Below are 23,656 nucleotides of genomic sequence, written 5' to 3' on the forward strand. Positions count from 1 at the left end.
GGTGATCTGTGACGGCGGCGGTGGTGGTGGGTCCCGCCCCGTCTCGCCCCGCCCCGCCGCACGGCACGGCGGGGCAGGACGGGCTTCGGGTCAGGCGCGGGCCCCGGAGTCCCTGCCGAGCAGGACGTACAGCAGGAACGGCCCGCCCAGCACCGTGGTGACGACGCCGACGGGCAGTTCCGAGCCGTTGAACGCGACCCGTCCGAGGGTGTCCGCGAGAACGACCAGGACGGCCCCCACGAGCATCGACCCCAGCAGGGGCACGCGGGCGGCCCCGGTGAGCCGGGAGGCGATCACGGGCGAGGCCAGGGCGACGAAGCCGACCGGTCCGCAGATGCCGACCGCCAGACCGGCGAGGGCGACGGCGAGCAGCAGCGCGACGGTGCGGGTGCGGGACGGGGTGACGCCCAGGGACGAGGCGGTGGCGTCGTCGAAGCGCAGCACCCCGAGGCTCCGGGCGGCGGCGAGGGCGAGCGGGACCAGCACGGCCAGCCCCAGGAGCACGGGCACGGCCACCGCGTAGGACCGGCCGACGAGGCTGCCGGAGGTCCACACGTACAGCGAGCTCGCGGAGTTGAGGGAGCGGCGGGAGAGGACGACCTGGGTGATCGCGGAGGCCAGCGCGGACATGGCCAGCCCCACGACCAGGACCCGGTAGCCGCGCTGCCCGAGGCCGCCGGAGACCGTGGTCACCACCGCGACGGCGGCCAGGGCGCCGAGTGGACCGGCCCACCAGGCGCCGAACGTGCCGGTGGCGCTGAGCGTCACCGAGAGCAGCACGGCCGCGGTGGCGCCGTCGTTGACGCCGAGGAGTTCGGGGGTGGCCAGCCGGTTGCGGGCGAGCGTCTGGGTGAGGCAGCCGGCGAGCCCGAGGGCCGCCCCGGCGGCCAGCCCGGCGACGATCCGGCCCAGCCGGAACTTCTGCACCAGCAGGACGTCGAAGTGGTCGCCCTGGCCGAACACCGCGCGGAAGGTGGGGCCGAGGCCCAGGTCGCTCTGGCCGGCGTGGGCCGAGGCCACCACGCTCACCACGAGCATCCCCGCCAGGGCGATCGTGGCGACGGCCGAGCGGCGGGGGACCAGCAGGGACAGCGCGCGGTGGCGGACGATCAGATGCTCCGCCGGGCGTCCCGCCGGCCGCCGCCCGGGCTTCCCGCCCTGCCGCGGCCGGTTCCCGCCCTGCCGCAGCCGGGACGCCCGGCGCAGCGCCCGTTCCGCCGGCCCGGGCCCCGCCCCCAGCCGTTTCCGCAGCGCGGTCCGCAACGGGCCGGCGGGCCGGGTCTGTTCCGCGCCGTCGGCCGGGTCCGTCATGCCCATCGCGGCGAACCGCTCGGAGCGGACGACGCCGATGAGCACCGGGGCGCCGATCAGGGCGACGATGACGGAGACCGGGGCCTCGAAGGGCCGGGAGACCACCCGCGCCAGGACATCGGCGCCGGTCAGCACACCGGCGCCGATGAGCGCCGACAGCACGATGCGTGCCGTGAGCCGGGTGGGGGCGGCCGACCGGGCGAGGAATCCGGCCAGCAGCCCGAGGAAGGAGACCGGCCCGGCCAGCGCCACCGCCGCGGAGGTGAGCAGGGTGACGGCGAGACAGACCACGGTGCGGACGACGCCGGGGCGGTGGCCGAGGCTGCGGGCCAGATCCTCGCCGAGGGCGAGCGCGGACAGCGGCCGGGAGACCAGCAGGGCGGTGACGAAGCCGATGGCGAGCAGCGGGGCGAGACCGGCCAGGGCCCCGTAGCCCTCGACGCCGGCGAGCGAGCCCAGCACCCAGAACCGGAAACGGTCGTACGCCTCGGCCGAGTTGACGACGAGCACGCTGGTCAGGCCGCCGAAGGTGGCGCCCAGCGCGGACCCGGCCAGCACCAGCCGGACCGGTGAACCGCCGCCCCCGCGCCCCGCGACGAGCAGGACCAGCCCGCTGGCCACGACCGCGCCGCCGAAGGCCCAGAGCAGATGCCCGTGGTCGGACTCCACCCCGAGGAACACGATTCCGGTGACCACGCCGAGGGACGCGCCGGCGTTGACCCCGAGCAGTCCTGTCTCGGCGAGCGGATTGCGGGTGACGGCCTGCAGCAGACAGCCCGCGACGCCCAGTGCCCCGCCGACCAGGAGCGCGGTCAGGGTGCGGGGGATCCGCAAGTCGCCGACGACCAGCGCGAGTCGTCCCCGCTCGTGGGCGCCGCCCCGGCCGAGCAGGTAGTCCAGCACGCCGCCGGGGCCGACCTCACCCGCTCCGACGGAGAGCGAGACCGCGACGAGGACGAGCACGGTGAGGGCGAGTGCGGCTCCGGTGGCGGCCGGGGTGAGGCCGCCGGCCCGCCCGCCGGTGCCGCTCGCGCGGCCGTGGCCTGCGCGGGCGTCCGCGGATGTCGCGGTGGCGGGGGAGTCCGGACGGCCGTCCGGCCCGGCGGACCGCACATTCGGCAAGGTCATGAGGTAAGGCTAGCCTAAGTCTCACTGAGTGCCGCTGCCTCGGTTCCTGCTCCTCGTGTGGCGTCCCAGCGGTCAAGTGGCACACAAACGCCTGCGCTTGGCCGGAGAAAGAAAGAGGGCGGCGCCTCTCCCGTTGAGAGTTGGATTAAGTTAGCCTTACCTAAGTTTAGGGGGAGGCTGATCATGTCGGAGACGAAACCGGTCCAGGAGTCCGTCGGCGCACCGGTGCAGGAGCCGGTCCGGGAGTCCGTCGAGGAAGCGGCACGGGAGCAGGATCTCGCCGGCCGGCACGCCCTGGTCACCGGAGCCGCCCAGGGCATCGGGCGAGCCGTCGTCCACGCCCTGGTGCGGCGCGGGGCGCGGGTCACCGCCGTGGACCGGGACGCCATCGGTCTCAAACGGCTCGAAGCGGCAATCGGCCCCGACACCGTCATGGCGCGCCCGCTCGACGTCACCGACAGCGCGGCCGTCGACGAGGCCGTGGCCGATGCCGAACGGGTCCTCGGGCCGCTGGACATCCTGGTGAACGTCGCGGGCATCCTCCGCCCGGCCTCGGTGGCCGAGCTGACCGACGCCGACTGGGCCGACACCTTCGCGGTCAACACCACCGGCGTCTTCCACCTCTCCCGTGCCGCCGGCCGGCGCATGGCCGACCGGCGGACGGGCTGCATCGTCACCGTCGGTTCGAACGCCGCGTCCGTGCCCCGGACGGGCATGGCCGCGTACGCCGCGTCCAAGGCCGCCGCGACGATGTTCACCAAGTGCCTGGGCCTGGAACTCGCCCGGAGCGGCGTCCGGTGCAACGTGGTCTCGCCCGGCTCGACCGACACCTCGATGCAGCGGCAGCTCTGGACCGACCCGCAGGGCCCGCGCCGGGTCGTGGACGGCGACGCGGCCACCTACCGGACCGGGATACCGCTGGGCCGCATCGCCGAGCCCGAGGACATCGCGGAGGCCGTGGTGTTCCTCGTCTCCGACCGGGCCCGGCACATCACCCTGCACGACCTGTACGTCGACGGCGGCGCGACCCTGCGCTAGCGCGCCCGCCGCCCCGGCCGGCGCCGGAGCGTCGCATCACCACCGGACCGCTTCACCACCGGACCGCTTCTCCACCGGGCCGCATCGCCACCGCACCTCGTCACCACCCGCACTGCACTGCACCGCCCTGGACCGCACCGCACTCGCAAGCGCATCCGCCCTGCCCTGCCCTGCCACAGAATTGGAGCCTTCCCCGTGACAACGGCACAACCCGTTGCCTCGCCCCCACCGGTCAACGCCCCGGCCCACCCGGCCGTGGGCGTCGCCACCGCACTGCTCGACGCCTATACCGGCGGCGACGGGCAGCGCTTCTTCGCCTCACCCACCCGGACCCTGCTGGCCCACGGGGTGCGCGCCGACGTGCCGCACCACGAGAGACCCTTGGCCCGGAGAGTGGCCGACACCTTGCGGCAGGCGCGCGGTGCGGGCGCCTCCGCCCCCGTGGTGGTGGGCGCCGTGCCGTTCGACCGGGACGAACCGGCCGCCCTGGCCGTGCCGGAGGCGGTGAGCTGGGCCGCCCCGCTCGTCGAGGACCCCCTGGTGGCGCTGCCCGTCCCCGCGCCCGCGGCCGGACGCTGGACCGTGACCCCCGTCCCCGCGCCGTCCGTCTACGGCGCGTCCGTCGGGGAGGCCGTACGGCGCATGGCGCGGGGCGAGTTCAGCAAGGTCGTGCTCGCCCGCACCCTCGAACTGCAGTCCGCCCGCGACCTCGACATCCGCGCGATGCTCCAGCGGCTGGCCCGCCGCGACCCGGGCGGCTACACGTTCGCGATGCCCACCGGACCGGGCCGCACCCTGCTCGGCGCCAGCCCCGAACTCCTGGTCTCCCGGCGCGGACCGGTCATGGTCGCCAACCCCCTGGCCGGCTCGGCGCCGCGCAGCACCGACCTCGCCGAGGACGTGCGCCGCGCCGCCGCCCTCCTGGAGTCGCCGAAGGACCTGCAGGAGCACGCCGTGGTGGTCGACGCCATGCGCGAGGCCCTCGCCCCCCACTGCCGCACCCTGGAGGTGCCTCCGCGGCCCACCCTGGTCCGCACGGCCGCCATGTGGCACCTGTCGAGCACGCTCACCGGCGAACTGCTGGACCCCGCGAACACCACCGCCCTCGACCTCGCCTGCACCCTCCACCCGACCCCCGCCGTCTGCGGAACGCCGACGTCCGCAGCGCGCGACGCGATCGGGGAACTGGAGCCGTTCGGCCGGGGGTTCTTCACCGGCGTCGTCGGCTGGGGCGACGAACACGGCGACGGGGAGTGGGTGGTGACCATCCGCTGCGCCGAGGCCGAGCAGCGTCGGCTGCGGCTCTACGCGGGCGCCGGCGTCGTCGCCGCGTCCTCCCCGGAGGCCGAGACCGCGGAGACCGCCGCGAAGTTCCGGACCTTCCTCGACGCCGCCGGGGTGGAGCGATGAGCCGCCCGGACCGCGCCGCCCACACCTGGCCCGCCGAGTTCGCCGAGCGCTACCGCGCCGCGGGCTGGTGGCGGGGCGAGACCTTCGGCGGCATGCTGCGCGAACGGGCGCGGCGCCACGGGGACCGCACGGCGATCGTCGACCCCGCCGGGGACCGCCGCTGGTCCTACCGCGAGCTGGACGACCGGGCCGACGCGCTCGCGGCCGGCTTCCTCGCCCGCGGCATCCGCAAGGGCGACCGGGTCGTCGTCCAGCTCCCCAACGTGGCCGAGTTCTTCGAGGTGATCTTCGCTCTGTTCCGGATCGGGGCGCTGCCGGTGTTCGCCCTGCCGGCCCACCGCGAGACGGAGATCCGGCACTTCTGCGCCTTCACCGAAGCCGTCGCCTACGTCATTCCCGGGGTCCACGAGGGCTTCGACCACCGTGAACTCGCCACCCGCGTCCGCGCCTCGGTGCCCGGGCTCCGGTACGTCTTCGTCGCCGCGGAGGACCCCGGGGAGCACACCCCGCTGGCCGATGTGCCGGCCGCCCCCGTGCCGGTCGACGACCCGCCGGAGCCCGGGGACCTCGCCTTCCTCCAGCTGTCCGGCGGCAGCACGGGCGTGCCGAAGCTGATCCCGCGCACCCACGACGACTACATCTACTCCCTGCGCGGGTCCAACGAGATCTGCGCGGTCGACGAACACAGCGTCTACCTCTGCGCGCTGCCCGCCGCCCACAACTTCCCGCTCAGCTCACCCGGCACGCTCGGCGCCCTCTACGCCGGGGCACGCGTGGTGCTCTGCCCCCGGCCGGCTCCGGAGGTCGCCTTCCCGCTGATCGCCGCCGAACGGGTCACCCTCACCGGGCTCGTACCGCCGCTCGCCCTGGTCTGGCTGGAGGCGGCCGAACGCGGCGGCCACGACCTCTCCAGCCTGGAGGTGCTGCTCGTGGGCGGGGCCAAGTTCAGCGAGGAGGTGGCCCGCCGGGTCCGCCCGATCCTGGGCTGCACGCTCCAGCAGGTCTTCGGCATGGCCGAGGGGCTGGTCAACTACACCCGGCTCGACGACCCCGAGGAGACCGTCGTCACCTCACAGGGCCGGCCCATCTCCCCGGACGACGAGATACGGATCGTCGACGACCGGGACGACGACGTGCCCCCGGGCACGGTCGGCCACCTCCTGACCCGCGGCCCCTACACCATCCGCGGCTACTGGAACGCGCCCGAGCACAACGCCGCCTCCTTCACCGAGGACGGCTTCTACCGCACCGGCGACCTGGTGCGGCGCACCGGGACCGGCCACCTGGTCGTCGAGGGCCGGGCGAAGGACCAGATCAACCGGGGCGGCGAGAAGGTCGCCGCGGAGGAGATCGAGAACCACCTCCTCGCCCACCCGGCCGTGCACGACGCGGCGGTCGTCTCCATGCCCGACCCCTACCTCGGCGAACGCACCTGCGCCTACGTGGTGCTGCGGGAGGACGCCGGCCCGGTCCGGCCCGTCGAGATGAAGACCTTCGTGCGCGGGCGCGGCCTCGCTACGTACAAGATCCCCGACCGGGTCGAGTTCGTGGAGGCCTTCCCCGCCACCGGCGTCGGCAAGGTCAGCAAGAAGGACCTGCGGGCCGCGATCGCGGCGCACCTCCGCTCCCCGGGAGGGCGGAAGGACTAGGTCCTTTCGTTCGGATCGGGCGGGCTCACGCGTCCTGGACCGGTCCGAAGGACAGATTCCGAGGTCCTCGCCCGCACCTGGCCGACGGAGCACTCCCGGGCCGGTGGCGCCCGCGTGGACACTCCCTGGGGGAGGTGTCACCGCGTCCCGGGCCGCCCGGCCCGGTCCGGCTCGTGGCGTCCCCTGCCGTGCTCCGGTCCGCCGTCTCCGTTCCCGATCCACCTCACACGAAAGCAACTGCCGTGGCTCTGCCTGCCGTCACCCCCTACCCGCTGCCTCCGGCGGACACCCTGCCGGACAACCGGGTGGGGTGGACCGTCGACCCGTCCCGGGCCGTTCTGCTCGTCCACGACCTGCAGAACTACTTTCTCTCGGCGTTCCGGCCCGGAACCTCCCCGGTTACGGAACTCCTCGACAACGTCGGCCGCTTGAAGAAGGACTGCGACCGACGGGGCGTGCCCGTCGTGTACTCCGCGCAGCCCGGCGGCCAGACACCCGCCGAACGCGGCCTCCAGCAGGACTTCTGGGGGCCCGGGCTCCCGGACGACGCCCACCAGAAGGCCATCGCGGCGGCCGTCGCGCCCGGGGAGCACGACACCGTGCTCACCAAGTGGAAGTACAGCGCCTTCGTCCGGACGGACCTGGCCGAGCGCATGGCGGCGGACGGCCGCGACCAACTGATCATCGTCGGTGTCTACGCCCACATCGGAGTGCTGATGACCGCGGCCGACGCCTGGATGCGGGACATCCAGGCCTTCGTCGTGGCCGACGCCGTCGCCGACTTCTCCGAGCAAGACCACCGTATGGCCCTGGAGTGGGCGGCGGCGAAGTGCGCCGTCGTCACCACCACCGATCACCTCCTGGAAGGGAACCCCTCTCATGGCACTCACCTTTGAGCAGCTGCGCAGCGATGTGGCCGACGTCCTCGGCGAGGACCCGGCGGACATCCCCGCCGACGAGAGCCTCGTGGACTACGGCCTCGACTCCATCCGGCTGATGACGCTGGTCGAACGCTGGCGCCGTGACCACGGCGTCGATGTCGCCGTCGCCGACCTCGCCGAGAAGCCCGCACTGGAGCAGTGGACGGTGCTGCTGGGAGCCGAGTCGTGACACCGCCACTGCCACTGCCACTGCCACCACGAGCGTCGGTGGGGCCGGGGCCGGTCTTCCCGGCTCCGGCCGGGGCCGCGCCGGTGCGGCCCCCGTCGGCCCCACATCCGTCGGCCCCACACCTGCCTTCCCCGCACCCGTCGGCCTCGACGGCCGGGCCCACCACGTCCGTTGCCCGGCCGGCCGCGCCGCTCCAGGGCGGTCCGCGCACGGTCGCCTTCCCGCACCCACGCTCCGTTCCGGAGCCGGTGCGGACCCGCGCGCCGCGGGCCCCCTTCGGCACCCTCACCGAGGAGGACCGGCCGGCGTTCGTACGGGGCACCGGGAGCAGCGGGACCGCGTTTCCGCCGACCACCCTGATCGGGCCGGTCGAGGCCTGCGCCGCCCGTCGGCCGACGGCCACCGCCGTCATCGGTGCGGACCGGGAGCTGACGTACGGAGAGCTCGCCCTCCGGGCCAACCGGCTCGCGCGGCACCTCCGCACGCTCGGACTCGGTCCCGACCGGGTCGCCCTGGTCTCCGTCGCACCGTCCGTCGAACAGGTGGTGGCCCTCCTCGCCGTCCTCAAGACCGGCGGCGCGTTCCTGCTGGAGCCGGGACCGGACGGAGTGCGTGGGGGACAGCGGCCGGTGTGCGTCGTCACGAACGGCGCCGCGGACGGCGTCACGAACGGCTCCACGGACGGCCCCCGGCGGCAGGAGCCCGGTCCTCCCGGGTGGCATGGGGACGTTCCGCGGGTCGACATCGAGGCCTGCGACCTGTCCGGCTACCACGGCACCGATCCTCCCCGGCCCCTGACGCCCCAGCACCCCGCCTGCGTCGACCGCGTCGCCGGGCCCGACGGACACCCGCGCCACGTGCTCCTCCCGCACGCCGTCGTCGACCGGCGGGTGCGCCGGATGCAGGCGGCGCACGAACTCACCACCGACGACCGGGTGCTGTTCACCGCTCCCACGGCCCTCTCCGCGGTGACGGGAGAGCTGTTCTGGCCGCTGCGTGTCGGCGCGGCCCTCGTCGTCCCCGGGAGCGAGGCCGGAACGGGAACCGCGGGTCTCCTCCGTGCGATCCGCCACCACCGCGTCACCCGCCTGCACCTCGGCTCCGCCGACCCGCTCCGCCCGGACCTCCGGGCGGCTCTCGACGACCTCGACGGGCCCCGGTTCCCCACCCTCCGCCGCGTGACCGCCGCCGGATCGCACGGCCGGGGCGCAGAGGTGGCCGGGACGACGCCCCCCTCCGCATGAAGTCCCAGGACTGGCATCGGTCGGCAGAGCCTGCGGACGTGCCGGCCCAGCCGCACGTCGGCCGGACCCGGACCGACGCGTCCCGGACCCGGTAAGGGGTCGGGGCGCGGTGACGGGTGCCCGCGGCCGCGGGTGACGCTGCGGCCCGCGGGTGCAGCAAGTCCCGCTCACCCGGGCCCGGTCAGGCGAACTGACCGGGCCGGTAGTCCCCGGCGGGCTGCTGGACCCATGATCAACTGGCCAGCGCGTCGCCAAGTCTGCTGTGGGCACTGCCCACGAGCGACTGATGCAGGGCGTCGGCGCGGGAGCGGACCAGCCCATCCCGATACGCCACGCTGCGCCGGGTCGTGGTCGCCGGCGGCCACGGTCGGGGCCCGGATTCCACCGAGTAGAAGTACCGGCAGCCCATGGGCGAGCGGTGCATCTCTGGCCCCCTGTTGGCGGCGCGGAGCAACGGTGAGCGGGAGAGGGAGGGAGTGCCCCTCCTCATCGAGGATGAGGAGGGGCACTCAGGCGCGTTCGGAGGAGTCAGGCGTCGAACTGCCCGTCGCTCACGGCGCGAATGAACTCGTTCCAGGAAGCCGCAGGGAAGGTGAAGGCTGGGCCATGTGGGTCCTTGGAGTCACGAACCGCCATCGTGTCGCTCAGCCGCCCTCCCTGGACGCACTGTCCCCCCTGGTCGTTGCTGTAGCTCGATGAGAACCAGTCGACGTTCAGGTCATCGGCTCGGATGTGCATCAGAACTCCTTGCTTGCCGTGTGAATCATGCTCAGGGACTCCTGATAGCCCGGAGCAAGTGCTTGGAGGTCGTTGAACGCTGCCTCGTACTTCTTCACGTCGTTCTCTCTGCGTGAGACGCCGGCGCCACCGAGGTTCTCGAGATACACGATTGGCTTGAGCGACGGCATGCCGAACTTGAGCACGGTGAAAGCGCCGTTCATGCCGGGGTGCGCCCCGATGCCGAAGGGAACGACCTGGATCTTGACGTGAGGGTTGGAGTCGGCGAGGTCCGCGATGTGGCGTAGCTGGGCCTTCATCACAGCGGCACTTCCGACCTTTCGCCGCAGGACGGATTCATTGATGATCGCCGTGAACTCAAGGGCACTGGCCTCTCGGTGCAGAGCCTCTTGCCGCGTCATCCGAACCGCAACCCGTCGGTCGGTCTGCTCTTCGGGCAGACCGGTGTGTGCTTGCTGATAGATGGACCTGATGTACTGCTCAGTCTGGAGCAAGCCGGGAACAAATTCCGACTCGTAGTTCTCCAGCTTCTCCGCTGTCGCTTCGAGGCCGATGTACGCCTTGAAGCCAGGTGGAATGACGTCCCGCACGTCCGGTTCCTGCCACCAGTCCTTCTTGGTCTTGGTGACCGTCGCGTACCCCGTGAGGGTGCGCTGCTTTTCGGTGGACACGCCATAGATCTGGCAGAGAGCCATGACGTCTGCCGGCTCAACGATGCCGTTGTCCGCAGTCTCCAAGCGGGTCAACTTCGACCCGGACCAGGAGAGTATGCGACAGACCTCGGCAGCCTTCATGCGCGACTTCGTGCGCAACTGGCGTAGTTCACTGCCAAGTTGGAGCCGACAGAGGGCAGGTGTTGCTGCCTCGATCGCTGGTGTGGCCGACTCGACTGTCTCGTTCATCCCCGCACCCTCCCATGCATCCACCACGGTCTGGTGGCGAACGTTCCACCCCTGCAATGCACCTTGCGCGATCTTACGCAACGTTCGAGCACCCTTCGTAACTCCATTGCATAGAACGAGAGTTCGCTCGCGGAAGTGCGACCACAGAATTCTGTGAGACTGCTTCCGCTGGTGGAATGCTACTGGCATGCTGGTTCCAGTCGGTCGCTCTGCGTGTCGATCAGGAACTCGCTGTGACCGCGACAGGGGTAACCCCTTCCTCCACCTCCACTCCCTCGCCTTGAGGAGATCGTTCATGTCCACCGTTCCCACTCGCGATGCTCCGGCAGTGCCCGGCGTGCCGTGGATCGCGACCTGGAGTTGTGAGCGCAGCAGTACCAGCCTGCTGGAGTGTCGCCTGCCCGGAGGGCTGCGGTTCTTCAACGAGAGCCCCCGCGACCGTGACAGGTTCGGTGCTCTGTGGGCACGGAAGTCACAGCGCATCGGACAGGGGCATCCTCAGCTGGCCGGGATCCATCCGCGTCGTCAACGGCAGGCCATGGAAAGGCTGCTGTGCCAGGTGTGTGGGCTGGCGGCCGACACTACTGAGCTGGGCGTGCTGTGGATGGAGCCTGCTGTTGACGGCGTCGCTCTCTTGCCGACGTCCACCCATCCGCCGGTCTGCGTGCCGTGTGCTGTGGCGTCGCGTGCGCGGTGCCCCCGGATCCGACGGACCGGAGTGCACGTCTTCCGCGTCGCGAACCCGATGCCCGGGGGCATCATCGGCATTCACTACTACCCCGGCCTCGACGGAGTGCTCGTCCCCGATGGGGCACTGCACACGTCCTACGAGGACAACGAGGTGCGGTGGATCCTCGCGCAACAGATGATCATGAGCCTGGACGGGATCACCATGGTCGACCTCGACGAGGAGTACGCGCGCTATCTCGCCACCGATCCGTCCCCGAGAACCGCCACCGTCCGCGGCACGGCCCCTCGGCCGTGCCCCCATCAGGCGATCTCCGGACACCGCGCGACGTTCGCCGCCCCGTAGCAGGGACTTGCTCAGGATTCGCCTACCCCGCGGTCCCCGGCCGCCGAACGACACCGCCCCAGAGGGAGCAGGCTGCTGCGGGACGGGACCCGTACCACTCCCGGGACAGCGGCCGTACGTCTCCTCGCCCCCGCCGGGAACTCCGTACGGTCTCCCGCCGACTACCTGCACCGGGTCCACGGACAGCGGGCCCGTACGAGGATTCGAGCGGCAGGGAGAACGCATGCGCCCTCGCATGATGTGCGGTGTCATGGCGGCGGTGGCGGTCCTCGCCACCGGCTGTGGTGGCGGGACCGAGGCCGGAGGCGGGGCGGACGGCGCTGGTGCCGCCGCCCGTGGGTTCCCGGTGAAGGTGGCCGACTGCGGCGGGAAGGAGACGACGTTCTCCGCTCCGCCCGAGAAGATCGTCACCAGCAACGCCTCCGGCCTGGAGATGCTGCTGCGCCTCGGCGCGGGCGACCGGGTGGCCGGAACGGGCTTCCCGCCCGGCAAGGGCACCCTGCCCGGCGGGCTCGACCGGCAGGCGCGGAAGGTGCCGGTCCTGGGCAAGGCGGTCATCCCCAAGGAGAAGCTGCTCGGTTCGGGCGCCGACCTCTACCTGGACGCCTTCGCGTCGATGGGCGGCATGGGCGGGATGGGAGGCATGGGTGACGCCCCCACCGACAAGGAGTTCGAGGCCGCGGGGATCAAGCATGTCTTCCTCTCCTCGACCGCCTGCGCCCAGCAGCAGAAGGGCCCCCGCAAGGACCTCTCCGAGGTCACCGGGGACATCGAACGGCTGGGCGCGCTCACCGGAACCGGCAAGCGGGCCGCGGAGCTCGTGGCCGGCATGGACAAGAAGGTGTCCGCCGTGCGCACCGCGGTGGACGGCGTTCCCGAGCGGAAGCGTCCGACGTACTTCTTCTTCGACTACGACGCCGGCACCAAGCAGCCCATGGCCCTCTGCAACAAGCAGGTGGGCCACGCCGTGATCAGCCAGGCCGGCGCCCGCAACGTCTTCGCCGGCTGCGACGGCGACTTCAAGCCGGTCTCCTGGGAGGACGTCGTCGACCGGAACCCGGACTGGATCCAGCTCGCGGTCCGCAACCGGGGCGACAAGGCAGCCAACGAGAAGGCCTTCGACGCGGCCGAGCGCTTCCTGCGCGGCTTCCCCGCCACCCGGGGCCTGAAGGCCGTCAAGGAGCGGAAGTTCCTGCGGATCGGCTCCGAGGCGACGACCATCGCCGGGGTCGGCAACGCCGACACGGTGCAGCGGATCGCCCGCACCCTGTACCCGGGCAAGGTGGAGGCGAACCGCTAGATGACGCTGCTCTCCTCGTCCCGGAACTCAGGGAATCCAGGGAATCCAGGGAACTCAGGGAATCCAGGGAATTCGGACAGCTCGGGGAACTCCCCGGACTCCCCGGACTCCCCGCCCCCTGCGAATCCCCCGCCCCCCGGTAATTCCCCACACGCCCCGACCGGCACCGGTCCCCCCGCCCCGCCGGCGGCGGACGCGGACCGGTCCGGCCGCGCCCACCCCCTGCGGCCCGGCCCGTTCGCCGCCGTCCTCGGCGCCGCCCTGCTCGCCGCCCTCACGGCCGCCGTCTCCTGGGGCGCGACCGACGTCCCCCCGGCGGAGGTCTGGTCCGCCGTGCTGCGCCGGCTGGCGGGCGAGGCGCCCCGGCCGGGCACCGACGACCTGATCGTCTGGCAGCTCCGGGTGCCGCGCGCCCTGCTGGCCGCGGTGGTCGGCGCCGGGCTCGGCCTGGTCGGCACTGCCACCCAGTCGCTGGTCCGCAACCCGCTCGCCGACCCGTACCTGCTGGGCATCTCCAACGGGGCCTCGCTGGGTGCCGTCGCGGCGATCGTGCTCGGCGCGAGCGCCGGCGGACTGCTCGGGCTCGGCCTGTCCGCCGCCGCCTTCGCCGGAGCCCTGGCGGCCTTCTCCCTCGTGTGGCTGCTGGCCCGCCGGGGCGGCGGCTTCTCCCCGCTGCGCCTGGTGCTCGCCGGAGTCGGCATCGGACAGTTCCTCTCCGGCTTCACCAGCTTCCTCGTCCTCCAGACCGGGGACGAACAGCAGACCCACAGCGTGCTGTTCTGGCTCATGGGCAGCCTGAGCGGCGCCACCTGGGACCTGCTGGCCCTGCCCGCCGCGGCGGTCGCCCTCGGGCTTCTCGCCCTCCAGTCCCGGGCCCGCGGGCTCAACGCCCTGCTCATGGGGGACGAGACGGCGGCCGGGGTGGGCGTCGACGTCACCCGGCTGCGCCGGGAACTCTTCGTCGTCACCAGTGTGCTCACCGGCTGCCTGGTCGCCGTGTCGGGCGCCATCGCCTTCGTCGGACTGATGGTCCCGCACGTGTGCCGGCTGCTGGTCGGCGGCGACCACCGGCGGCTGCTGCCGCTCTCCGCCCTCACCGGAGCCCTGCTGTTGGTGGTCGTGGACATCGTGTGCCGCACCGCCATGGACTCCCAGGAACTGCCGGTCGGTGTGGTCACCTCGCTGATCGGCGCCCCCGCCCTCCTCTATCTGCTGGACCGACGCCTGGAGCGCGACAGGTGAGAATCGACATCGAGGATCTGCAGGTCAGCTACGCCGGCCGCACGGTGGTCAGCGGGGTGCACCTGATGGCCGCCGACGGCGAGACCGTCGGCCTCGTCGGGCCCAACGGCAGCGGCAAGTCCACCGTCCTGCGCACCGTCTACCGCCATCTGCGGCCCACCGCGGGCCGGGTGCTGCTGGCCGGGTCCGACATCCGGGAGCTGGCCCCGGACCGGGCCGCCCGCCACGTCGCCGCCCTGCCCCAGGAGCGCGGCAGCGACTTCGAGCTGACCGTGCGCGAGGTGGTCGCCATGGGCCGCACCCCGTACAAGCGGGCGTTCGCCGGGGACGACCGCGCCGACCGGGAGATCGTGCTGCGCTCGCTGGCCCAGGTGGGCATGGACGGGCAGGCCGGCCGGCGCTTCTCCGCGCTCTCCGGCGGCGAACGCCAACGGGTGCTGCTCGCCCGCGCGTTCGCGCAGCAGCCCGATGTGCTCGTCCTCGACGAACCGACGAACCACCTCGACATCCGGCACCAGGTGGAACTCCTCACCCTGCTCCGGGACATCCGCCGGACCACCCTCATCGCGCTGCACGACCTGAACGCCGCCGCCTCGCTCTGCGACCGGCTGCACGTGCTCGCCGGCGGCGCGGTGGTCGCCTCCGGCACCCCGCGCGAGGTCCTCACCCCGGAGCTGCTGTCGGAGGTCTTCGGCGTCCGGGCGGCGGTGACCGACCATCCGCTCACCGGCGACCCGCTGATCGCGTTCGACCACCGGGCGCCGGCGGCGGAGGCCGGTGACCGGGGTCAACGGGAGGCTGTCGCCTCGAAGTGACTGGGACGGCCGTCCCGCAGCACCAGACGGCCCCGCTGCTCCGCCGCCCTGCGGTGGAGCAGCTCCCATTCCCCGTCAGGGTGCAGCAGCGGGGCGGCGTGCCAGGGCGTGGTCCAGGCGTCCCGGGCCTCCAGCAGCCGGATGCCGAACTTGGCGGCCCCGCGCGGCTGCGGGTGGATGGAGAGCCGGACCGAGCGGGGGTGGTGCTCCGCGATCAGATCTCCCCAGGCGCGGCTGCGCTGCATCACCCCGTACGCCCGTCTGCGGCAGTCGCGCTGCAGTGCCGACCGCGAGCCGTCGAAGGACGCGGTGTCCTCGACGAGGAAGCGGGTGATTCCGCGGTACAGGCGCAGCGTCCCCTCGTCGGACTTCGCCCGCGCGCGCAAGTCCTCGACGGTCGGCGCGTAGCGCTCGTGGACCTCGGTTCGCTTCCGCTCGCACGGCAGGTCGCCGAAGACGTCCCGCAGGTCGAAGGTGTCCAGATGGCTCAGGCCCTCGTCCCGGATCATCGCCCGCAGGCCGTCCCCGTAGGCGTCGATGTGCGCGTCGGAGACCCGGATGAGGTCCCCGAAGACATGGCCGTCGGAGCAGATGAGCATGCGCGCGCCGGGCGGATGCACCGCGGCGATCCGGGCGCACAGCCGGTCCAGGAAGCGCAGTGACCGCCGTTCGCCCTCGTCCGGCAGATGGCCGAGGACCTTGGCCGGGTTGGGGGACTTGCAGGGAAAGCCGGGGAGGGTGAACAGCACCGGCTCCCCGGCCGCGACGAACGGGGCGAGCTGGCGCGTCTGCTCGGGGAACGCGGCCGGCAGGTCCGGGGGCACCGGAGCGGTGTCCACGGTGCGCCGGTGCGGCAGCAGCAGCGACAGGATCGCCGCGCAGGTCCTCCGCTCGGCCGGGGACGGTGACGGGTGGGCAACGGGGCCGGTGAGTACGGTGCCGGCAGACGCCATCGGGGAACTCCTGGGTGGGACGGGGGTGGTGGGGGACGGCGCCCCCGGTCGGGAGCCGGTGACACGGGGACACGCACCGGCTGAAGAAACGGACCGGGGACCGGTGGACGGACCGAGGGGCGGCTGGACGGGCCGGGGCGCCCGCGTATCGGGGCGCCCGCGGACCGGGGACCTGCGGGCAAGCCGTAACGGAGAGGACCCGGCACGCCCCGCACAGCGGGGCCGGGCGCGCCCTACGAGCCGGGGCGGTGCCCGTCCCCCCGCACATCCCCTCCCGGGACGTCGGGGCAGGTCTCGGCACGGGCACCCCCGCCGTGTCCGCCGGACGCACCGGTGACCGGGCAGCCCCCGGGCGTCCAGGTGACCGGGAGTTCGTTCACCCCGCGCGCCAGGACCGCCGGAATCCACCGCAGTTCGTCCTCCGGCACGGCGAGCCGCAGCCCCGGCAGCCGCTCGACCAGCGTCCCGATCGCCACCTGGAGCTCGATGCGGGCCAGCGCCGCACCCGGGCAGAAGTGGATGCCGTGCCCGAACGCGAGATGCGGGTTGGGTGACCGGTCGAAGTCCAGCCGGTCCGGGTCGGGGAAGCGCTCGGGGTCACGGTTGGCCGCACAGAGCGAGACGATCACCGAGTCGCCGGCCGGGATCCGGGTGCCGTGCAGATCGGCGTCCTCGGCGAAGAACCGCCAGGTGGTCAGCTCGAAGGCGCTGTCGTAGCGGAGCAGTTCCTCCACCGCCCGCGGGAGGATCTCCGGCTCGGCGCGCAGCCGCTGCAGCTCTTCGGGATGGCGCAGCAGGGCGACGAGGGCGGTGGTGATCTGGTTGGTCACCGGCTCCTGGCCGGCCACCAGCAGCTGGAAGATCATGGAGTCCAGCTCCTCCTGGCTCAGCTCCCCGCTGTCCCGGGCCGCGACCAGCCGGCCGAGCAACTCCTCCGAGGGGTGCGCCCGCTGATGGGCCACGACATCGGCGATGTACGTCTGGAGGGCGCGCAGCCGTGCCTCGTACGCGGGGCGGCCGGGGTCGTCCGGGCCCACGGGCTGGACGACCTTCCCCCAGTCGCGGTCGAACCGCCCGGCCAGCTCCGGCGCCAGCCCGATGACCTCGGCCAGCACCTGGAACGGGAACCGGGCGGCGAAACAGGACACCGCGTCCATGCCGCCGCCCGCGGGCACCGCGTCGAGCAGCGCGTCGGCCATGGCCCGGAACCGGGGGCGCAGGGCCTCGACCCGCCGCGGCGCGAACGCGTCGAGGACCAGCCGGCGCATCGTGGTGTGCTTCGGCGGGTCCTGGTGCAGCAGATGCACCTGGAGCTGGGAGTGCTGCGGTTCCGGCATGATCGACGCGCGCCGGCGCCAGGCGGCGTTGCCCCGGGAGTGGTGCTTGCCCAGCCGCTCGTCGTTCAGCGCCCGGTGGGCGGCCTCGTAGCCGGTGACCAGCCAGGCGGCCACTCCGCTGGGGAAGCGCACCCGGTGGACCGGGCCCTCGGCGCGGAGGGTTTCGTACAGCGGATAGGGGTCGCGCTTGTAGTCGGCGCCGTGCAGCGGCACGGGGTCGGGCTGTGTCATGGCGGTCGCTCCTGACCTGCGGGGATAGGCGGAACCTGCGGGGATCGGCGGACGGAATCGAGGGAAGGGACCGGAAAGCGGCTCGCTGAACCGGACCGGAGGGCGCTCCCGGGAGCCGGGGCGGGTGGACGGCGGCGGGGACCGGCGTGGTCAGAGGACGAGTTCGGGCCGGTGGTGGCCCAGCCACAGGGCGAGGTCGACGACCCGTTCCAGCCGCAGCCGGTCTCCCCACTCCAGCTGTGCGGGGTCGGTGTCCAGGCAGGGCTTGACGGCGCGTTCGTCGACGAGATCGCGGACCGTCCCGCCGTGCGCCCCCAGGGCGTCGCGCGCCATGTCCTGCAGGCCGCGGTTGTAGTCGGGGTGATGGGTGGCCGGGTAGTGGTTCTTCGCCCGGTGCAGCACGGAGTGCGGCGCCAGACCGGTGCCCACCGCCCGCAGCAGGCTCTTCTCCCGGCCGTCGGAGCTCTGCAGCTCCCACGGGGTGGAGAAGGCGTACTCGACGAGGCGGTGGTCGCAGTACGGCACCCGGACCTCCAGCCCCTGGGCCATGCTCAACCGGTCCTTGCGGTGCAGCAGTTGACGCAGCCAGCGGGTGAGCGAGAGGTGCTGCATCTCCCGCTGCCGGTGCTGCACCGGGGACTCGCCGTCCAGGTGGGGCACGGCGGCCAGCGCGTCCCGGTAGGTGTCCCGCTGGAACGCGCCGATGGCCAGCGTGTCCGCCAGATCGGGGTGCAGCGGCATGGCGGCCTCGTCGCCGGTGACGAGCAGCCACGGGAAGGTGTCGGCGGCCAGCGCCCGGGGGCTGTGGAACCAGGGGTAGCCGCCGAAGACCTCATCGGCCGCCTCCCCCGAGAGAGCCACCGTCGAATGCCGGGCGATCTCGCCGAACAGCAGGTAAAGGGAGGTGTCCATGTCCCCGACACCGATGGGCGAGTCCCGCGCGGCGACCACGGCCGTGCGGTGCTCGGGATCGAGCAGGGCGCGCGGATCGAGGACGACGGTACTGTGGTCGGTGCCGATGAACGCCCCGGCCTCGGTGGCGTACGGCGTGTCGTGGCCGGTGCGCAGCACATCGCCGGTGAACCGCTCGGCTTGGTCGCTGTAGTCGACGGCGTAGGAGCGGAGCCGGGCCTCGGGCCCTTCCCGGAGCCGGAGTTCGTCCGCCAGCAGTGCGGTGAGGACGGTGGAGTCGAGCCCGCCGGAGAGCAGCGTGCAGCGGGGGACGTCGGCCGCGAGCTGGGCACGGGCGGCCCGGTCCAGACGGCTCCGCACCTCCTCGACGGTCTCCTCCGGGCTATCGGTGTGCGGCCGGGCCTCCAGCTGCCAGTAGCGCCGCTCGGTCACGCCGCCGCGGTCCAGGACGGTGATGCCGCCCGGCTCCACTTCCCGCACCCCGGCCCAGAGCGTGGGGCCGGTGGAGAACAGCAGGCTGTACGCCGCGCGCAGGCCGTCCGCGTCCACCCGCGGCCGGACCGCGGGGTGCGCGAACAGCGCCTTCGGCTCGGAGCCGAAGACCAGGCCACCGGGGATCCGGGCCCAGTGGAGGGGTTTGACGCCCAGCCGGTCGCGGACCAGCAGCAGCCGCTGCCGTTCGCTGTCCCAGACGGCGAACGCGTACATCCCCTCCAGCCGCTCGGTGAGCGCGTCACCCCACTCCTGATAGGCCCGGAGCACCACTTCGGTGTCGCTCCGGGTGCGGAAGTCGTGGCCCCGGCGCCGCAGTTCGGTCCGCAGCTCCTCATGGTTGTAGACCTCGCCGCTGTAGCTCAGCACCACCTCCGCGCCCTCCGGCCCGGCGGTCATCGGCTGGACCCCGCCCTCGAGGTCGAGCACGGCGAGCCGCCGGTGGCCGAGAGCGGCGTTGGGGCCGCACCAGACCCCGGAGGCGTCCGGTCCGCGGAGGGCGAGGGACGCGGTCATCCGCTCGATGACCGGGGCCTGACGGCGCGGGTCCTCGTCGAACGAGACCCAGCCTGCGATGCCGCACATGGCGCGGCTCCTTTGCTGTCGGGGGAGGGGGAAGGGGAGACAGGGGATCCGAGGGCGGGTGGCCGCCGGGCACGGGGCCGCCGGAGGGTGGCGGAACCGGGGCAGGAGCGGGACGGGCCGGAAGCCGGCGGGGCCGGAGGGACAGGAGCCGGGCCGGCCGGAACCCGGAGGCCCGCGCCCTCAGCCCTGCCGCACCGCCGCGGCACCGGCTCTCCGCGGACCGGGCCGCAGCGCGAGCAGCGGAACCGCCGCGCACGCCGCGACCGCGGCGGCGGCCAGAGCGGTCCGTGCGCCGGAGGCACCCGGCCCGGACAGCCCCCACACCGCGGTCGCCAGGGCCGGGCCGAGGGTGAAGCCGAGGCTGCGCGCGAGCTGCACCGTGGACCCGGCGGTGGCCAGCTGTGCGGCGGGCACCGCGCTCATCACCAGGAACTGCGCGGGACCGCCGTAGAGGCCCATGCCCAGCCCGGCGATGCCGAGTTGCCAGGCGATCCGCACCGGCTGCCAGTCGTCCCCGGCCGCCAGCAGGACGAAGCCGACGGCCACCAGGACGCCGCCGGCCACCGCGACCGGCCGGGGGCTCCAGCGGTCCGCCAGCCGGCCGCCCACCGGCCCGGCCAGCGCCATGCCCAGCGGGAAGGCGAGCAGGGTGAGTCCGGTGACCGAGGCGCTCAGGCCGTCGTCGCGCTGGAGATGGAGCGCGGTCACGTAGTGCACCGCGGCGAACGCCGCACCGAGTGCCAGAACCGCGCCCTGCGTGCCGTACGTCCGTGCCTCCCGCAGCACCGCCAGGACGGGCCGGCCGCCCGGACCGCGCGCCCAGGCCACCACCAGGGGGACCACGAGCAGGGCCGCCCACCCCCACCGCGGCGACCCGGGGGCCAGCGTCAGGGCCAGCAGCGCCGCCGCCACCGCGCCCGCGATCAGGGCGGCGTCCACGGCCTCCCGCCGGCCCGGGGCGGCCAGCCGCCCGCCGCGGGGCAGCACAGCACGCGCGATGGCCCAGGCGATCAGGCACAACGGCAGTTTCACCAGCAGCACCGTGCGCCAGCCCCCGTAGTCCAGCAGCAGCCCGCCGAGGGCCGGTCCGCTGACCGCGCCGAGCGGGCCGAGCGTCGCCGGCACACTCATCGCCCGGCCCCGCACCTCGGGGCGCACCGCCCGGGTGGCCAGCACCGGCATCAGCACGAACAGCAGCGCCCCGAAGGCGCCCTGCAGCAGCCGTGCTCCGATCAGCCACCCCACGGCCGGGGCCAGGGCGGCCGCCGCGGCGGCCAGCGCGAACCCGGCGACCGCGGTGAGCAGCGCGGGGCGCATCCCCACCCGGTCGAGCCACCGCCCGGCGGGCAGCAGCAGGGCCACCACCGGCAGTTGATAACCCAGGACGGCCCACTGGGCGGTCTCGGCGGGAACCGCGAAGCTCTCCCCGATGTCGGCCAGCGCCACATTGACGATGCTCATGTCGAGCATGGCGACGAAGGAGAGAATCCCGGCGACCGCGACCAGGCTCCACCGGTCGGACTCATCGCTCCCCGTGTCCTGCTGCATCACCGCCTCCTTCCTCTGTTCCGCGCGCGGGTGTCGGCGCGTCGGTACAGAGGTCGGGCGAAACCGCACGGGAGTTCCCGTCGATCGGCAGAGATTCCGGGGAAGTTGCCGTCCGGGACGACGGGGGCCGGACGAACCACGATGCGGGCGGGGGCGACCGGGGCCGGACGAACGACGGTGCGGGCGGGGGCGACGGGGGTCGGATGAATGAAGCTGCGGGCCGGGGCGGCCGGAGCTGGATGAACGAAAGGCGCGGTCAGGGGCGACCGGGGCCGGACGAGCGGACCCGTCGGCGCCGCCCCGGCCGGCCCGGCTCCCCGGTTCGCCCGCCTCCCCGGCTCCCGACATCCGGGGACGCCGGGCGGACCGGACGCCCCGGTGCCCGGCCCGGTTCCGGCTCCCGCGCCGCGGGGAGTAGGCGTACGGCATCCTCACCGAAGCCCGCTCCCCGCGTCCGGCCGTGACGTGCTCAGCGAGACGGCCTCAGCGAGACCGGCTCAGCGAGACGCGCCGGCGAGCAGCGCCGGCCGGCGCTTCCGCACGGCCGGAGCGGGCCGCGCCACCGGCTCCGTCGCCCGCGAGCCCTCCGGGATGTCCGGGGAGTCCGGGGTGTCCTCCTCCGCCGCGTCGAGCAGGGAGACGAGCGTCTCCCGGGCCCGCGCGACCCGGGAACGCACCGTCCCGATGGGGCAGTCGGCCACCGCGGCCGCCGCCGCGTACGGCAGCCCGAGGAGCTGCGTCAGCACGAACGCCTCCCGCCTCCCCGCCGGCAGCACCGACAGCAGCTCGGAGAGGGCCACGCCCTCGTCGAAGCCGGGTAGCCCGCGCGGCTGGGCCCGTTCCGCCGCCGACTGCCAGTCCTCGACCCCCGCCAGCCGCGGGCGCGCGGACGTGGCCCGGATCCGGTCGGCCACCACCCGGCGGGCGATCGTCAGCAGCCAGGTGCGCGCCGACGACCGGCCTTCGAAGCCCGGGAGGCTGCGCAGCGCCCGCAGATAGGTGTCCTGGACCAGATCGTCCGTGGCCTGGGCGTCGCCGCTGAGGTGGGTGACGTACCGGCGGACGTCGAGCTGGGTGCTGCGGACGAACGCGTCCACGGACTCGCGGTCCCCGGAGCGGGCGGCCAGCGCCCAGGCCGTCACCTGCGCGTCGTCACGCATGGGCCGCCTCCTCGCCGGAGTGTCGCCGTCCGTCGTACGCCTCGGAGAGGATGGGGGCATGCAGTGTTCCCGGATCCGCACCGCCCTCTCCGCCCGCGCCGATGGCGAGGCACTGCCGCCGGACGTCGACGGTCCGGCGCTCGACGCGCATCTGGCGGGCTGTCCGGAGTGCCGCCGCTGGGAGCGGCAGGTTCAGCGGCTGCGGGAGTTCACCGGCTCCGCCGAGGAGCCGGATCCCGGAGCCGACGGCCTGCTCGCCGCGCTGCGAACCGCGCTCGACGGGGACGGGGAGCCGGGAGGCGCGGGACAGGGGGAGTCGCGCGTCGGCTGAGCGGCGCGGTCGCCCCGCGAGCCGCGGTCCGGTGCGCGGGACGGCCGGAGCCGTCCGCGGCGCCCGTTTCGCCCCTGTCGCCCGGGTCCGGGCAGGTGTGCAGGCAGGTGTCATCGTGCGAGGTCCTTCGCGTGTGCCGGTCACTGCCGAGGGCGGACCGGTGGAATGGACGGCCGGGGCGGATACGGCGGCTCGCCGCGCCCGTCGGCCGATGGCTCCGTGCTGTCAGCGGACAGCGAGCACGCGCGGCGGACCCCGGGTCGAGATGACGTGGACGAGCAGCAGCCGGGGGAGCGGCGGCCGGGTCTCCCGCGCGGCCCGTCGGGCCGGGAGCGGGTCCGGCACCGGCGCGGCACCGCCCACGACGAGGGCGAACGGCGCGAACAGCCGGGCGGACACCGCCCGGAGCAGCCGGAAGGTCGCCCGCTCCGCACCGGACAGCCAGACCGCACCGACGAGCGCGATCAGCACATGGACCGCGACCATGCCGACGGCCCCGCCGCCCGCCGCCAAGCCGTCCATCGCCGCGTGCATCCCGTCCATGCCCGCCATGGGATCGGCGGCCCCGTGGGCGAGATGCTGCGCATGACCGGCCGGCCCGCCGTGGTCCACCGGGGACGTACCACCGCCGGACCCGTGGGCCAGGACATCGGCAACTCCGCCGCTCCGCCCGGCCTGTGCCGCGCCCCCGTTCATGGCGCCCCCGTGCATGGCGTCGGCCGGGTGCGGAGGCGCGCACAGCAGCTGCGCCAGCCACTGTCCGGCGAACGACCGGGAGGGGACGGGACGGAGGAGGACCTGCACCAGCGAGAACACCCCGTGGAGCAGGGCCTGCGTCGCCAGCGCGGTCGCACCGACCCGGAGAGAGCCTCGCTCCCGCCCTGACGGCCGCCACACCCCGGCTGCCGTCAGGGCGGCGGCGCCGGCCACCACCCACCAGGGCAGCGGGGCACCCGACATCGACGCGTGCCCCAGCGCGGAGAGCAGCGCGCACACCGACGCGAACACCGCCGTGCGCAGTGCTCGCAGCTCAGTCCCCGTCCTCATGGTCCGGTCATCGTCGCACCCCGCCCCGCTCCGCGGAGCGACGGGGCTGAAACTGATCACCTGCCAAGCTCGCACCGGTCGCACGGAGTTGCATACGTCGGATGGTCCCGGAACGCTCAACGGTGCCCGTGATCAGCGCT

General features: G+C 73.8%; 20 protein-coding genes. 11 read left to right on the top strand and 9 right to left on the bottom strand.

The features are described from left to right. Window positions 1-90: 90 nt before the first annotated feature. Entirely contained in the window at window positions 91-2,439 is a 2,349-nt protein-coding gene (gene fhuB, locus ABT112_RS00150; RefSeq protein ID WP_351503778.1) for a Fe(3+)-hydroxamate ABC transporter permease FhuB, read from the bottom strand. A gap of 183 nt (window positions 2,440-2,622) precedes the next feature. On the opposite strand from fhuB, the gene ABT112_RS00155 reads away from it, so the two are divergent. The 6 genes from ABT112_RS00155 to ABT112_RS00180 all read left to right on the top strand — a co-directional run bounded on the left by ABT112_RS00155 (window position 2,623) and on the right by ABT112_RS00180 (window position 8,890). After that, window positions 2,623-3,477, top strand: coding sequence for a 2,3-dihydro-2,3-dihydroxybenzoate dehydrogenase (locus ABT112_RS00155; protein ID WP_351503779.1), 855 nt, complete (start codon window positions 2,623-2,625; stop codon window positions 3,475-3,477). A gap of 195 nt (window positions 3,478-3,672) precedes the next feature. After that, window positions 3,673-4,887 (top strand): isochorismate synthase DhbC, encoded by a 1,215-nt coding sequence (dhbC, locus tag ABT112_RS00160; RefSeq protein ID WP_351503781.1) that lies wholly within the window; start codon window positions 3,673-3,675, stop codon window positions 4,885-4,887. Next, entirely contained in the window at window positions 4,884-6,536 is a 1,653-nt protein-coding gene (locus ABT112_RS00165; protein WP_351503783.1) for a (2,3-dihydroxybenzoyl)adenylate synthase, read from the top strand. The genes dhbC and ABT112_RS00165 overlap by 4 nt, the downstream gene beginning before the upstream one ends. A 242-nt stretch (window positions 6,537-6,778) precedes the next feature. Continuing rightward, window positions 6,779-7,432, top strand: a complete 654-nt coding sequence (locus tag ABT112_RS00170) for an isochorismatase family protein (protein WP_351503785.1) — start codon at window positions 6,779-6,781, stop codon at window positions 7,430-7,432. Next, complete coding sequence (locus ABT112_RS00175) at window positions 7,416-7,646, top strand: phosphopantetheine-binding protein (RefSeq protein ID WP_351503787.1); 231 nt, start codon at window positions 7,416-7,418, stop codon at window positions 7,644-7,646. The genes ABT112_RS00170 and ABT112_RS00175 overlap by 17 nt, the downstream gene beginning before the upstream one ends. A 248-nt stretch (window positions 7,647-7,894) precedes the next feature. Next, a complete protein-coding gene (locus ABT112_RS00180; RefSeq protein ID WP_351503790.1) occupies window positions 7,895-8,890 on the top strand; it encodes an AMP-binding protein in 996 nt (331 codons plus the stop codon). Window positions 8,891-9,418: 528 nt separating this feature from the next. Here ABT112_RS00180 and ABT112_RS00185 read toward each other — a convergent pair. Both ABT112_RS00185 and ABT112_RS00190 read right to left on the bottom strand, forming a co-directional pair. Then, window positions 9,419-9,628 carry a DUF397 domain-containing protein gene (locus ABT112_RS00185; RefSeq protein WP_351503792.1) on the bottom strand — a complete coding sequence of 70 codons (210 nt, stop codon included), beginning with the start codon at window positions 9,626-9,628 and terminating at the stop codon, window positions 9,419-9,421. Beyond that, window positions 9,628-10,530, bottom strand: a complete 903-nt coding sequence (locus ABT112_RS00190) for a helix-turn-helix domain-containing protein (protein ID WP_351504152.1) — start codon at window positions 10,528-10,530, stop codon at window positions 9,628-9,630. The genes ABT112_RS00185 and ABT112_RS00190 overlap by 1 nt, the downstream gene beginning before the upstream one ends. Window positions 10,531-10,825: 295 nt before the next feature. Here ABT112_RS00190 and ABT112_RS00195 point away from each other — a divergent pair, with 295 nt between their 5' ends. The 4 genes from ABT112_RS00195 (at window position 10,826) to ABT112_RS00210 (ending at window position 14,920) form a co-directional block, all read left to right on the top strand. Further along, window positions 10,826-11,563 carry a hypothetical protein gene (locus ABT112_RS00195; RefSeq protein ID WP_351503794.1) on the top strand — a complete coding sequence of 246 codons (738 nt, stop codon included), beginning with the start codon at window positions 10,826-10,828 and terminating at the stop codon, window positions 11,561-11,563. Between the two features lie 223 nt (window positions 11,564-11,786). Continuing rightward, the gene (locus ABT112_RS00200; RefSeq protein WP_351503796.1) at window positions 11,787-12,863 is read left to right on the top strand and encodes an ABC transporter substrate-binding protein; all 1,077 of its coding nucleotides are present in this window, start codon (window positions 11,787-11,789) and stop codon (window positions 12,861-12,863) included. Next, window positions 12,864-14,105 carry a FecCD family ABC transporter permease gene (locus ABT112_RS00205; RefSeq protein ID WP_502975195.1) on the top strand — a complete coding sequence of 414 codons (1,242 nt, stop codon included), beginning with the start codon at window positions 12,864-12,866 and terminating at the stop codon, window positions 14,103-14,105. It abuts the gene before it with no gap. Further along, window positions 14,102-14,920 carry an ABC transporter ATP-binding protein gene (locus ABT112_RS00210; RefSeq protein WP_351503798.1) on the top strand — a complete coding sequence of 273 codons (819 nt, stop codon included), beginning with the start codon at window positions 14,102-14,104 and terminating at the stop codon, window positions 14,918-14,920. Before ABT112_RS00205 ends, ABT112_RS00210 begins: the two co-directional genes overlap by 4 nt. Here the strand turns inward: ABT112_RS00210 and ABT112_RS00215 are convergent. The 5 genes from ABT112_RS00215 to ABT112_RS00235 form a co-directional block, all read right to left on the bottom strand. Further along, on the bottom strand, window positions 14,893-15,873 hold the full coding sequence (locus tag ABT112_RS00215) for an L-tyrosine/L-tryptophan isonitrile synthase family protein (protein WP_351503799.1): 981 nt from the start codon (window positions 15,871-15,873) through the stop codon (window positions 14,893-14,895). The genes ABT112_RS00210 and ABT112_RS00215 overlap by 28 nt on opposite strands. Window positions 15,874-16,106: 233 nt before the next feature. Then, window positions 16,107-17,441 carry a cytochrome P450 family protein gene (locus tag ABT112_RS00220; protein ID WP_351503801.1) on the bottom strand — a complete coding sequence of 445 codons (1,335 nt, stop codon included), beginning with the start codon at window positions 17,439-17,441 and terminating at the stop codon, window positions 16,107-16,109. A 150-nt stretch (window positions 17,442-17,591) separates the two neighbouring features. Next, on the bottom strand, window positions 17,592-19,430 hold the full coding sequence (gene asnB, locus ABT112_RS00225) for an asparagine synthase (glutamine-hydrolyzing) (protein ID WP_351503803.1): 1,839 nt from the start codon (window positions 19,428-19,430) through the stop codon (window positions 17,592-17,594). 180 nt (window positions 19,431-19,610) lie between these two features. Then, on the bottom strand, window positions 19,611-20,978 hold the full coding sequence (locus ABT112_RS00230) for an MFS transporter (protein WP_351503804.1): 1,368 nt from the start codon (window positions 20,976-20,978) through the stop codon (window positions 19,611-19,613). A gap of 497 nt (window positions 20,979-21,475) precedes the next feature. Continuing rightward, the gene (locus ABT112_RS00235; protein WP_351503806.1) at window positions 21,476-22,138 is read right to left on the bottom strand and encodes a sigma-70 family RNA polymerase sigma factor; all 663 of its coding nucleotides are present in this window, start codon (window positions 22,136-22,138) and stop codon (window positions 21,476-21,478) included. 58 nt (window positions 22,139-22,196) lie between these two features. On the opposite strand from ABT112_RS00235, the gene ABT112_RS00240 reads away from it, so the two are divergent. Further along, complete coding sequence (locus tag ABT112_RS00240; RefSeq protein ID WP_351503808.1) at window positions 22,197-22,469, top strand: zf-HC2 domain-containing protein; 273 nt, start codon at window positions 22,197-22,199, stop codon at window positions 22,467-22,469. A 225-nt stretch (window positions 22,470-22,694) separates the two neighbouring features. Here ABT112_RS00240 and ABT112_RS00245 read toward each other — a convergent pair whose 3' ends face one another. Next, window positions 22,695-23,516: a PE-PGRS family protein gene (locus ABT112_RS00245; RefSeq protein WP_351503810.1), complete on the bottom strand. Its 822-nt coding sequence runs from the start codon at window positions 23,514-23,516 to the stop codon at window positions 22,695-22,697. Between the last annotated feature and the right edge of the window lie 140 nt (window positions 23,517-23,656).

Source organism: Streptomyces sp. NPDC002055, assembly GCF_040296705.1.
Classification (GTDB): domain Bacteria; phylum Actinomycetota; class Actinomycetes; order Streptomycetales; family Streptomycetaceae; genus Streptomyces.